The sequence below is a fragment of the Chryseobacterium elymi genome, from assembly GCF_003385495.1.
Lineage (GTDB): Bacteria > Bacteroidota > Bacteroidia > Flavobacteriales > Weeksellaceae > Chryseobacterium > Chryseobacterium elymi.
Map to the genome: position 1 here is coordinate 19,667 of NZ_QNUH01000012.1, position 12,656 is coordinate 32,322.

11 protein-coding genes are annotated in these 12,656 nt (G+C 36.7%); 7 read left to right on the forward strand and 4 right to left on the reverse strand.

Translation table 11 applies throughout. The annotated features are described in order from the left end of the window. Nucleotides 1-16: 16 nt before the first annotated feature. The 5 genes from DRF60_RS14255 (at nucleotide 17) to sucC (ending at nucleotide 5,695) form a co-directional block, all read left to right on the forward strand. Nucleotides 17-1,345: a hydroxymethylglutaryl-CoA reductase, degradative gene (locus tag DRF60_RS14255; protein ID WP_116012692.1), complete on the forward strand. Its 1,329-nt coding sequence runs from the start codon at nucleotides 17-19 to the stop codon at nucleotides 1,343-1,345. A gap of 166 nt (nucleotides 1,346-1,511) precedes the next feature. Beyond that, on the forward strand, nucleotides 1,512-2,588 hold the full coding sequence (locus DRF60_RS14260; protein WP_116012693.1) for a hypothetical protein: 1,077 nt from the start codon (nucleotides 1,512-1,514) through the stop codon (nucleotides 2,586-2,588). A gap of 2 nt (nucleotides 2,589-2,590) precedes the next feature. Beyond that, nucleotides 2,591-2,977: a DUF423 domain-containing protein gene (locus tag DRF60_RS14265; RefSeq protein WP_111955169.1), complete on the forward strand. Its 387-nt coding sequence runs from the start codon at nucleotides 2,591-2,593 to the stop codon at nucleotides 2,975-2,977. A 118-nt stretch (nucleotides 2,978-3,095) separates the two neighbouring features. Continuing rightward, nucleotides 3,096-4,373, forward strand: a complete 1,278-nt coding sequence (locus DRF60_RS14270; protein ID WP_116012694.1) for a chloride channel protein — start codon at nucleotides 3,096-3,098, stop codon at nucleotides 4,371-4,373. Nucleotides 4,374-4,504: 131 nt separating this feature from the next. Then, complete coding sequence (gene sucC, locus DRF60_RS14275) at nucleotides 4,505-5,695, forward strand: ADP-forming succinate--CoA ligase subunit beta (protein WP_111955165.1); 1,191 nt, start codon at nucleotides 4,505-4,507, stop codon at nucleotides 5,693-5,695. Between the two features lie 363 nt (nucleotides 5,696-6,058). Here sucC and DRF60_RS14280 read toward each other — a convergent pair whose 3' ends face one another. Beyond that, nucleotides 6,059-6,943: a mechanosensitive ion channel family protein gene (locus DRF60_RS14280; RefSeq protein ID WP_116012695.1), complete on the reverse strand. Its 885-nt coding sequence runs from the start codon at nucleotides 6,941-6,943 to the stop codon at nucleotides 6,059-6,061. A 94-nt stretch (nucleotides 6,944-7,037) separates the two neighbouring features. Here DRF60_RS14280 and DRF60_RS14285 point away from each other — a divergent pair, with 94 nt between their 5' ends. Then, a complete protein-coding gene (locus tag DRF60_RS14285) occupies nucleotides 7,038-7,673 on the forward strand; it encodes a peroxiredoxin (protein WP_116012696.1) in 636 nt (211 codons plus the stop codon). A 100-nt stretch (nucleotides 7,674-7,773) separates the two neighbouring features. Here the strand turns inward: DRF60_RS14285 and DRF60_RS14290 are convergent, their stop codons facing one another. From DRF60_RS14290 to DRF60_RS14300, 3 genes are all read right to left on the reverse strand, one after another. After that, the gene (locus DRF60_RS14290) at nucleotides 7,774-8,364 is read right to left on the reverse strand and encodes a hypothetical protein (protein WP_116012697.1); all 591 of its coding nucleotides are present in this window, start codon (nucleotides 8,362-8,364) and stop codon (nucleotides 7,774-7,776) included. A 160-nt stretch (nucleotides 8,365-8,524) separates the two neighbouring features. Then, nucleotides 8,525-9,040, reverse strand: coding sequence for a hypothetical protein (locus tag DRF60_RS14295; protein WP_116012698.1), 516 nt, complete (start codon nucleotides 9,038-9,040; stop codon nucleotides 8,525-8,527). A gap of 82 nt (nucleotides 9,041-9,122) precedes the next feature. Beyond that, nucleotides 9,123-11,393, reverse strand: coding sequence for a TonB-dependent siderophore receptor (locus tag DRF60_RS14300; RefSeq protein ID WP_116012699.1), 2,271 nt, complete (start codon nucleotides 11,391-11,393; stop codon nucleotides 9,123-9,125). 184 nt (nucleotides 11,394-11,577) lie between these two features. On the opposite strand from DRF60_RS14300, the gene DRF60_RS14305 reads away from it, so the two are divergent. Then, on the forward strand, nucleotides 11,578-12,633 hold the full coding sequence (locus DRF60_RS14305) for a Gfo/Idh/MocA family oxidoreductase (protein ID WP_116012700.1): 1,056 nt from the start codon (nucleotides 11,578-11,580) through the stop codon (nucleotides 12,631-12,633). Nucleotides 12,634-12,656 lie beyond the last annotated feature (23 nt).

Below are 12,656 nucleotides of genomic sequence, written 5' to 3' on the forward strand. Positions count from 1 at the left end.
TTATTAAATTTATGCTATGAATCATAAACCGGTAGAAGGTTTCTCTAAACTTACAAAGCAGGGGAAAATCGATTGGCTTGTCAGCGAATACCTTGAAGGAAACGAAGAATATCAAAATATATTAAAACAATACTGGAACGAAAATGCTGATCTTCAGAAACTCCATGAAGAGTTTTCTGAAAATACGATCTCCAATTTCTATATGCCTTACGGAATTGCCCCGAATTTCTTAATTGACGGGAAATTATTTGCTCTTCCAATGGCCGTTGAAGAGAGTTCAGTAGTAGCAGCCGCTTCAAAAGCCGCTAAATTCTGGATTGATAAAGGAGGTTTCAAGACAACCATCATCAATAACGAAAAACTAGGACATACCCACTTCATATTCAATGTAGAGTCTCATAAGCTTTTACATTTTTTTAATTTCAAATTAAAGAAAAAACTGTTTGAAGCCACAGAAGATATTACCGCCAATATGAGAAAACGAGGCGGTGGAATTCTGGATATCAGATTAATTGATAAAACCTCAGAAATGCCTGATTATTATCAGCTTAAAGCAAGCTTTGATACGGTAGATTCCATGGGTGCGAATTTTATCAATTCGTGTCTTGAGCAGTTTGGAAAAACAATGAAGCAGGAGATTGCAACGAGTGAAGATTTCACACAGGAAGAAAAAAACTCGCTTCAGATCGTGATGAATATTCTTTCCAACTTTACACCGGACTGTCTCGTAAGAGCTGAGGTTTCATGTAAAATTGAAGATTTAAAAGATGACAGTGGGATTTCGAATGAAGAATTCGCAAGAAAATTCAAACAGGCCGTTACCATTGCTGAAATAGAGCCTTTCCGTGCAACCACACATAATAAAGGCATAATGAATGGGGTAGATGCAGTAGTAATCGCTACAGGAAATGATTTCAGAGCAACAGAAGCCTGTGCTCATGCCTACGCAGCGAGAGACGGACAGTACAGATCTCTAACGCATTGTACAACAGACAATGGAATTTTCAGATTCTGGATCGATCTTCCCATTTCTGTAGGAGTAGTTGGAGGACTTACGAACCTTCACCCATTAGTAAAATTCTCCTTGGCATTACTTGGGAAACCATCTGCGCAGGAATTGATGAGCATTCTGGCTGTTTCCGGACTTGCCCAGAATTTCGGAGCTCTCCGTTCTTTGGTGACAACCGGTATCCAGAAAGGGCACATGAAGATGCATCTGTTGAATATTCTAAACCAAATGGGGGCGACGGAAGAGGAAAAACAGCATTTTGTGAACTATTTTAAAGACAAAACGGTAAGCCATCATGAGGTTATTCATGAATTTAACAGATTAAGAGCTCAATGATGCTGCAGATTATCCTACCTATAGTATTTATCATCTTCGGAATCTTCCTGAAGAAAACAACGTCACCGGGCTTTAGAAATTCTAAAAAGCTTTCCAATCTCTTTATTATATTAGGAATCTCGACGTTGGTGGCAAAACTGATTTTAATTTACATTCATTCAAAATAATGAGAAAGAAAATGGTATTCTTCCTGATAATTTCTGGTTTAAGTTTTTCTCAGCAGAAAAATGTAAAAATCAGTGATTTGCAGCCGAAATCTGAAGATACTGTTTTTCCGGTTGTTTCCTATCCCGGAAATCCTTTGGCTGAAAATAAAATCAATACCTTTCTGCAGGTCAATGAACTGGAATATGTACCGAATTCAGGCCCTGATCCTTTTAAAAAGGCTGCCACTGCGACCAATTCCTATACCAATTATCTCTATTTTTACAGTTGGGAAAAATTAGAAACCCCTAAAAATATTTTAAGTATTGGTATAGATGGCGAGGCTTCGGGAGCTTATCCGGAAGGTTTTTCCAAATGGATTAATTTTGATCTCAGAACAGGAAATTTTATTAATTGTCCCGATTTATTTCAGCCCAACGCTGTTAAAACGATTGAAAACTTAATCAATCAGAAAATTAGGAAAAGAGTTGATGATTTTCTTAAAGAGTTGAAAGCCGATAAAAATCCTACAGAAGAAATTCAGGAGCAGATAGCAATCTATGAAGACTGTTTTTTAGAACATACTCTGGAATATATTGAGTTCCGTTTTGGAAAGGATCAATTGACTTTCGTTGCAGGAAGATGTTCCAATCATGCGATGAGAGCATTGGATGATCTGGGAAGTCACAGCATTGAAATTTCTTATAAAGACCTAGAAAAATATTGGAGTCCTTACGCAAAAAATCTTCTGTCAGGTTCTGAAAAAACTGATGCAACAAGTTTCCAGTATAAGCTGTTGAAAGGAAAAATTGATCGATACCCCATTACAGTCCTGATCAAACATCTTTACACGGATAATGAAGAACATGCTTTTTCTGCCATGTATTGGTATGATAAAAATAAAAAACTGATAGAATGGAACGGAAAGATGAAAAGAAATCATATTTCCATTACGGAAAATGACCGCTATGATGAAGAATTGGAAAAATGGATTCCGAGGGCTTTTATTGAGGCTAATAAAAAAGGTAGCAAGATTACCGGAACCTGGCAGGATTATAAAACAAAAAAATATTTAAATCTAGAATTAGAAGAATTATAAAAATGAAAACAATTACTTTAATTTTTGGTGCTGCGTATGGAATGCTGTCTGTGATTCTGGGCGCCTTCGGAGCACATGCTTTAAAAAAAATATTGTCTGTAGAAAGACTTGAAAGCTTTGAAACAGGAGTGAGATACCAGATGTATGCCGCATTTTTCTTACTGATCATCGGATATATTTTAAAATTTGAAACTTCGTCTGAAAAATGGACTTCCATTTTGATGATTGTGGGAACCATGTTATTTTCTTTCAGTATTTATTTCCTTAGTCTGCAGGATTATCTGGGGGCAAACCTTAAATTTTTAGGACCTGTTACTCCGCTGGGAGGGCTTTTTATGATCCTAAGCTGGGGAATGCTTATTCTTTACTTTGCTAAAAACAGAATTTAGGCTATTAGTAGATGTGAATTGTCAATGGTCAATTGTGAATTTTAACAGATTGACTATTCACCATTCACTTGCGAGGCAAAATTGACCATTGAGCAGAAATGTATAAAAATCAATTCAAATGAAAATCAATAGAAGAAGACGGTTAATAAAAACATTGAATCTTCTGGATCAACCCATAAGATTCAATCCTTTTTTATTCAGCCGGACTTTTTTTATGTGGGCTTTTACAGGTCTTGTGGGAGGAGCTATTGCAGGAGGTTACTGGATCGTGTTGGAACATTTTACTGAATTTCTAGCTGGATTTCAAGGCTGGATGGTTATCCCTACCATGGCTGTGTGCGGTTTGCTGGCAGGACTTGTGATTCATTTCATCGGAGATCCCGGAGAAATCCATCTGATCGTTAATAATATCAGGTTTAATAAAGGAAAATTAGAGCCGAAAAATAATCCTTCCATGATTTTGTCATCACTTTTTTGTGTGGCATCGGGTGGAAGTTTAGGTCCTGAAGCACCTTTGGTTCAGGTAACAGGATCTACCGGAACCTGGTTGGGGAAAATTTTCAGGCTGAAAGGAGAGGAACTTCGTTCATTGAGCATTGCCGGAATGGCTTCTGGTTTTACCGCCTTGTTTGGCGCACCGCTTGGAGGAAGCCTTTTTTCTCTTGAAATTCTGCACCACAAACATGCGGTGGAGTATTATAAAGCTATTATTCCAGCACTGGTTGCGAGCTGTTTCAGTTATGTGATGTTTGCTCTGATCATTCATTTGGGAATTGGCGCAACATGGGATCTGAAGGCTTATCATTATTCAGGAGTGTATGATTTTATCTATGCCTTTTTATTCGGGGTAGTGGCTACCGTTTTCGGGTGGATATTTATTTTCGTAGTAAAATTCTTCAAAAAAGTTTTTGAATACAGAGCTTTCCCGATTTATATGAAAACTCTGGTTGGAGGAATTCTCTTAGGCGTTATTGCTTATAATTTTCCGATTACAAGATACTTTGGTCATCATGAGATCAATGAGCTGATCAACGGGAATTTTGCCCTGAATTTTTTGATCGTCATTCTGGTTTTTAAAATCATAGCCATTGCGATTACCGTGACTTCAGGGTGGAGAGGAGGTTTCATTATCCCGCTGTTTTTTGTAGGCACCACTTTAGGGCTGATTCTTCACCAGCTGTTTCCTTCGGTTGATACTACTTTAGCCATTGTGAGCTGTATGGCTGCTATTAATGCCTGTGTGACCAGAACGCCAATGAGTACTACGATTATTCTGGGAACTTTAACCGGCTTTACCTATTTCGTTCCGATACTTTTTGCCAGTTTAACAGGGTATTTCCTGGCTCCGAAAATACCGTTCATCGGCTCGCAGTCTGAAAAATTATCCGAAGAATAGAGCAAATTTTGTAAACATGTTAAAAATCAAGTTCACCGCACTTTAATTTTTAAGTCAATAAACTTGAACTTCCATGTCTTTTTAGTAAATTTGTCAACCTTTAAATTTTAAAATAAAATAATAAAAATAATATGAATCTTCACGAGTATCAATCAAAAGAGATTTTATCAAAGTATGGAGTAGCTATCCAACGCGGTTTCGTAGCGAATAATGTAGACGAAGCTGTAGCAGCTGCAGAAAAGCTTACTGCTGAAACCGGAGCTCAGGCTTGGGTTGTAAAAGCACAGATTCACGCAGGTGGTCGTGGTAAAGGTGGTGGTGTTAAGTTCTCTCCAAACATGGATAAGCTTAAAGAAAATGCACAGAACATCATCGGAATGCAGTTGGTAACCCCACAAACTTCTGCTGAAGGTAAAAAAGTACACTCTGTTTTGGTTGCAGAAGACGTTTATTATCCTGGAGAATCTGAAACTAAAGAATTTTATGTTTCTATTCTTTTAGACAGAGCTGAAGGTAAAAATACAATTGTATATTCTACTGAAGGCGGAATGGATATTGAGCATGTTGCAGAAGTAACTCCTCATTTAATCCACAAAGAAATTATTGATCCTGCTTTAGGTCTTCAGGGATTCCAGGCCAGAAAAATTGCTTTCAACCTGGGTCTTGAAGGAAACGCATTCAAAGAATTCACAAAATTCATTGCATCTCTTTATAATGCTTACACTGGAATTGATGCCTCTCTTTTTGAAATCAACCCTGTATTAAAGACTTCTGATAACAAAATTATCGCTGTTGATGCTAAAGTAACTTTGGACGACAACTCATTATTCCGTCACAAAGATTTAGCTGAACTAAGAGATACAAGAGAAGAAGATCCAATGGATGTTGAGGCGGGTGAAGCCGGTCTTAACTTCGTGAAGCTTGACGGTAATGTTGCTTGTATGGTAAATGGAGCTGGCCTTGCAATGGCAACGATGGATATCATCAAATTATCAGGTGGTAACCCTGCTAACTTCCTTGACGTAGGAGGTACTGCTGATGCTCAGAGAGTTCAGACAGCTTTCGGAATTATCCTGAGAGATCCTAACGTAAAAGCTATCCTGATCAATATCTTCGGAGGTATCGTAAGATGTGACAGAGTGGCTCAGGGGGTTGTAGATGCTTACAGAGCTATGGGAAGCCTTCCTGTTCCTTTGATCGTAAGATTGCAGGGAACTAACGCTGTAGAAGCTAAAAAATTAATTGACGATTCAGGTCTTCCTGTACATTCAGCAATTACTTTAGAAGAAGCTGCAAACAAAGTAAAAGAAGTTTTAGCATAAGCCTTAACTTTTAAATAATACAGAAAACCGTTTCATTTTGGAACGGTTTCCTTTTTTACCACAAAAGTCACAGACGTTTTTCATGTTAAACACTTTAGATCACTTTAGCTTAAAAGTTTTACCATCCTGAAAACAATAAGTTCACATAAGCAGAAAATCAAAGATTTTCTTAAAAACTTAAGTGTACTTTCTATGCACAATCTATTTAACTTTAAAATAACTTAAGTGTCAAAGAACTTTTGTGACTTTTGTGGTTGAATTTAATTTTTTGTAGCCCGATAACATCAGAGATGTACCTTTAAATCAAAGTATCAGAAATAATTTGAAGCATAAAAAAACCGCTTAAAAAAAGCGGCTGATATTTTATTTGTCCTGATTTTCGGCAGGAAGAGATTCTCCATTCGTAATGCTGATGCTTGTAGGCGTTACCAGTTTAATATTGTCTGTATCCAGGCGTTCTTTGATCTTCAGGTAGGCTTCACTTTTTACCTGAACCATATTGGCTCCTACTCTCATCCAGAATTTAACCTGAAGATTGAAATTACCCTGTTTTAAATCAGTGAAAATAACTTCCGAAGTATCCAGCCTGTCTACACCATCCAGTTTTTTAATCACATCCAGCATCCCTTTCTGAGCATTACTGATATCTTCATCCGCAGGGATTTCGAAGTTTAAAATAACCCTGCGCTGCGGCGAGGCTGTAATATTGTAAAAAGGGGCATTGAAAATTACCTGATTGGGGATGTAAGCTTTCTTTCCGTCATCGGTAATAATTTTTGTTGTTAAAAAACCTATTTCCTGCACCGTTCCGGAATGTGTTCCGATCGTAATGTAATCTCCAATTTTAAATGCTTTGTCAATTCCGATCAACATTCCTGAAAAAATACTTGATACCAGATCCTTCAAAGCCACCCCGGCAATCACCCCGGCTACTCCTAAACTCCCGATAAACTTCCAAAGGAAACCGCTGAAGCCCATTATTTCGAGCGCGATAAAGGTTCCCATTAGCATGATCAGAAACCTGAATACGCTTATTAAAGTAACAAGAGAGCTTTCCTTCTGACTCTTAGGTAAAAATTTGTGAAATAATTTTACAGCACCTAAACTTAAGTATTTACTGGTAAGAAGAAAAAAAGAAAATACTAAAATTCCAACGATAAGCTTTGGCGTAAGCTCGGCAAACCTCATATACCAGCTTTCCAAAACCTTATAAATAACATCTAGATAGCTGTATCCATTGTTCTGCATGAAAAAAAATTTATTAAAGATAAATAAATTTCAACAAAAATTTTGCCAGTCTCAAAAAGTCTACTAAATTTGTAGACTAACAAAGCAAAATATTATGTCACTTAAATTAGGAGATACAGCACCGGACTTTCAGGCCGAAACATCTTTAGGCGATATTAGATTTCACGAATTTTTAGGGAATTCGTGGGGGATTTTATTCTCACATCCTGCAGATTATACTCCGGTATGCACTACAGAGCTGGGATATACATCAAAGCTGAAATCGGAATTTGATAAAAGGGGAACAAAAGTTATCGCATTAAGTGTAGATGGAGTAGAAGACCATCAAAGCTGGATTAAAGATATTAACGACACCCAGAATACGGAGGTACAGTTTCCTATTATTGCAGATAAAGACAGGCAGATTTCGGAGCTCTATGACTTTATTCATCCTAAAGCTTCAGCGACAGCTACCGTAAGGTCTTTACTGATCATTGATCCTGACAAAAAAATAAGGCTGATCATTACTTATCCTGCTTCTACAGGAAGGAATTTTAATGAGATTCTCAGAGTGCTGGACTCTCTTCAGCTGGCAGATTCATATAAAGTAGCTACACCTGTCAACTGGGAAAATGGAGATGATGTTATCGTACCGCCTGCTATTTCAACAGAAGATGCCAGAAAGATATTTCCAAAAGGAGTGACAGAAGTAAAGCCGTATCTGAGATATACGCCCCAACCCAATACATGATTTATTTGATTTTTTATAGTTTAGTTTTAATTTGTACGAAAATCGCCCCGAAATATTTCGGGGCGATTTCATTTTTTTTATTCAAGTGAATATAAAGTGATTATTTTAAATCATTAGCTACTTCTTTAGCTTTTGAAGTTGGTAAATAAATACTGAATCCTACGTTGAATGTAATATTAGAATTTAAACCTTCACTACCAAATCCAGCTTGACCCTGATATTTAACCAGTCCTTCTAAACCGATGTTTGGAGTAATAAAGTAAGAGTAACCTGGGCCTACACCAAAGTCAAGACCTGTTGTAGAATTACCGTTTTCAACAGACGATCCTCCGATTCCAACATTACCTTCAAAGAACCAACGTCCGTGATTTAATAAATTGTCCACTCCTTTTTCACCCGGAGACAGATAATAACGACCCAATCCACCCACTGCATAATCAAATCTTGTTGGACTGCCATTAGTAACTTTACTAATTCCTAAATTAACATATCCACCCACTGCAACATTGTCTTCTATAAAATAAGCACCTTTAGGCTGAATAGCAATGCTATATCCTCCACCAGTATTTAAACCAAAATTACTTGTTAAAAGGCTACTTCCTACCAGCCAGTTACCTTTTTGAATTTGAGCGTTAGCTGTTGCAGTCAAACCTGTTGCTGCCAATATTCCTGCAAAGATTAGTTTTTTCATAATTTATTATTTTAATAATTAAATGTTACCATTTGTAGATTAAACAAAAAACAAGAAATGTGCCAAGCTTCTTAATTTTAGATAAAAACTCAGAATAAATGTTAATTTGTGGGTAATCGAAATGTGAATTATATAGTCTTTTTTTTGATAATTTTATAATTTAAATGCACAAAAGAATGACCGAAATAATAAGGCCTGCAATGGTGAATTTTATTCCGCGTTTGAAAGCTTTTGTTTTAGGGTTAAACATCCAGAAACTGGAGATCACAAAGAAAAATAAAGAGATCCCGAAAAATGTATTCAGAGGTGATAATGTTTCTTTTGACTGAGATTTATGAAGTTTAACCATTTTGTCCAGAACAAATGGAAGTTCTTTTTTAGAATATTTTGCCTTTCCGGTAGATGCATCGTAGGTTCCCTGTTTAAAATAGATGATAGCCCCCTCCGTTTTTTCTGCTTCCAAACCTTTGATTTTCAGTTCTTTTCCAAGCTCTTTCTCTGTAAGATTAACTGCAATAGTTTTATCATATTTTTTTTCTTTTTTAAGAAAATCAGTATCCCTGTAAACGAGTAATACTCCGCTCAATGCATAAACTGCCATTATTCCTGCAAGAAAAAAACCCAGATAGCGATGTGTAACCCTCATAAAACTTCTTGTATCTTTGATCTTATCCATATCGTATATCTTTTTTTATATTTAAAAATGGAAACTGCAAAAATGCAATTTCCACTTTGAATGATGAAATTATATAATAATTCTAAAGTTTGTAGGTAAGCGTAAAATAATAGTTTCTTGGCGTGATAGGATTTACAGAATAATTTTCATGTACATTGTAATTCACTACATCGAACAGGTTGCCCACTTTTCCCTGGATAGAGAATTTCTTCCATTCGTAGCCTAAGGATACAGATACAGTAGTATAATCCTTTAATTCAAATACTCTGCTTACCCCATTTCTGGCAGCTAAACTATTACTTCCGGTCTTGGTATCATTCCATCCTGCAAGGCGATCACCAATATAGTAAGCTCCAGCGCCTATTTTTAATCCCTTGGCAAAACGTGTAAATTTATAGAATACCGATGCATTGGCTGTGGTAGCGGGAGTTCTTACTAATCTTTGTTTTTCAACATATCCGAAAGTATCCGGGGTATCCAGATAAACAGAATTATTATAAGAGAATCCTCCAATAATTGATAAATTTTCTGTAGGATTTCCTGTGATATCCAGTTCTACACCGCGGCTTCTCATTTTTCCTGCGAAATCTTTTAAAAGGCCGTTAGGGTCTATCTGTAATCCTGCATCATTTAAAGCAACCTGATAATAATTTTTATATAAAATCTGGTAAACAGTAAGATTAACGGCGAGAGCATTATTAAACAAATTTTTCTTTGCTCCTACTTCATATTGGTCAATATAAGTAGGTCTAAGAGCTTGATCTTGTCTATCTAAACCAACATTATTGGAGAATGAGTTAGTGTAGGTTGCGAATACTGATAAATTATCATTTGGCATATATATAATACCTGCTTTTGGCGATATAGCCATATTGGAAGAGCTTGAAAACGGAACATAAGGGGTAGTGTTATCCTTAAAATTTACTTTTCTTGTGCTTTTGTTTTCTACATAGGACCATCTTAAGCCAGCAAGTACCTTAAGTTGTTTTGAAATACTGATGAAATCCTGAGCATATACTCCTATTCTCTGCGTAGGAATTCTTGTACGCTCAAATTTGGCTATATGTTCCGCAGTAGGCATACCACCACTTGCCCATGTAGATGGATCGTCCAAATAAACTAGGCCGTTAGGGTTTCCGTTTGTGCCGAACAAATAAGCAGTCCCATATAATGCCTTTTTAGGATCTGCAATAGTGGGGTCATAATAAGTATAGGAATCAGCAATACCATAATCAGCATCTGCTCCTATTAAAACTTTATGATTAATTTTTCCTGTGTTGAACTCACCATTGATGTTAGCCTGGAATGATGTGTAATTTTGCTCGTTGTAAGTTCTGTTTAAAGGTCTTTTCCATGCTAATCGATTACCGGTTGTATATTCCCACTGTATCCTTTCTGTGGAAAAATAATCCTTAGTGTAATTTTGATAAGAAGCGGTGGCATTCAATGACCATCTTTCGCTGAACTGATGATTGAACGTAATGTTGGTTGATAATTGCTCTACATTCTGATACTGCCAGTCTGTTCCCAGAAAAGCATTTCTTGGCAGCAGATTATTCATAGAGTAGCTTTTGTCAGCATTGGTAATAGAACCAATTCCAAAATCGGGGGTGAAATTATTCTTAAGATAATCCGCTTCTACAATTAATTGAGATTTCGGGCTTAAGTTGAATAAAAATGAAGGATTGAAGTAGTACTTCTCAGATTCTACAACATCTCTGAAACTTTCAGCATACTCATAAGCACCATTAACTCTGAATGCAATGTTTTTAGATAAAGGCCCATAAATATCAACTGTTGGCTTATAGGAGTTCCAGCTTCCGCCGTTCAGTCCTACACTTCCGCCAAAATTAAATTTAGGCTTTTTAGTGATCATATTAATGATTCCTCCTGCAGCTGTATTTCCGTACAGCATCGCATTGGCTCCTTTAAGTACTTCAACTCTTTCCAGGCCGCTTACTTCAGGAAAAACACCACTGTTAACTCTTGCACCGTTTTTAAAAATATTATCATTTCCCAAAATAAATCCACGTCCTCCAAAACTGTCCTGAGAATTTCCTCTGGATGATGTAACGTACATACCGTTTACATTTTGAAGAACATCGCTCAATTGTTTAGCCTGTTGTTGCTCAATAATTTCGTGAGTTACAATGGAGATTGGCTGAGGGGTTTCCATTACCGTAAGGGCAGATTTTGTAGATAGGGGTCTTGCCTGGTTTGGATTACCCGTTTTATGAAGATTAATGTCTTCAATGGTTTGGGTTCTGATAGTATCTGTTTCAGTATTTTTCATTTGTGCGCCTAAAGACAGGGCTGCCAATAAAAATCCTAAAGATGCAAGTTGTTTGTTCATTTTATTTTTATGTAGACTAGTTTTAAATAGCGGCAAAAATAAGAATTTTCCAAATATTAATTTAGAATTGATAAAAATAATAAAATGATTTAAATCATACTTTATGAATGCTGTAAAAATATCGATTGCTTCTGTAACCTGTTAAACTAAGGATTATTGAATATATTTGTTAAAAATTTATAGTATGCAATTGATAAAAGCAGGCCTTTGTGCCTTTGGAATGAGCGGGAAAATATTTCATGCTCCGTTTTTGAAAGAACATCCCGGATTTTTTATGGCTGCCGTAGTAGAAAGAAGTAAAGAAGAGTCAAAAGAAAAATACCCGGAAGCTACCATTTACCGTTCCGTAGAAGAGATGCTTCAGAATGCAGATATAGAGTTGGTAATCATTAATACTCCTGTACAGACCCATTATGAATATGCAAAGATGGCGTTGGAGGCAGGGAAAAATATAATTGTTGAAAAACCTTTTACCGTTAGTGTTTCAGAAGCAGAAGATCTTGTGAATCTGGCAGAAGAAAAAGGTCTGTTTCTAAGTGTTTATCAAAACAGAAGATTTGACCGCGATTTTCTTCAGGTTCATAAAATATTGAATGACGGAAAGTTAGGAAATATCAAAGAAGCCGAAATCCGTTTCGATAGGTTCCGTACCACACCCAGCGGAAAACAGCATAAAGAAGATCCGCAGCAGACTGGTTCAGGTTCACTGCATGATCTTGGTGCCCATCTTGTAGATCAGGCCGTCCAGTATTTTGGATATCCTGAAAAGCTTTTTGCCGATGTATTTTCTATGAAAGGGCAGGAATATGCTAATGATTATTTTGAAATTCTGCTCTATTACAAAGACAATTTAAGAGTAAGACTGAAATCATCCGTGTTTACCAAAGAAGCTCATTACGCCTACGCTATTCACGGAGAAAAAGGAAGCTTCCTGCAGGAAAGAACCGATAATCAGGAAAATGAACTGGTTGCAGGGGCTATACCGGTTTATGGCAAAGAATGGACCGAGCCTTTAAAAGGGACAGACGGAATTTTAAATTTCATCAATGAAAACTCAGAACCCGAAAGAATGCTGACTGCCAGCGAACCCGGAAACTATATGGATTATTACCAGCAGATTTATGAATATATTGTTTTCGGATATGCTTTGCCCTCCCAGGGAAGAGAAGTTGTACAGAATATGAAAATTATAGATGCCTCCCTGGAAAGCTCAAAAGAAGGGAAAATAGTATACTTATAGGGTAGAGGAGTTTGAGAGTGGGA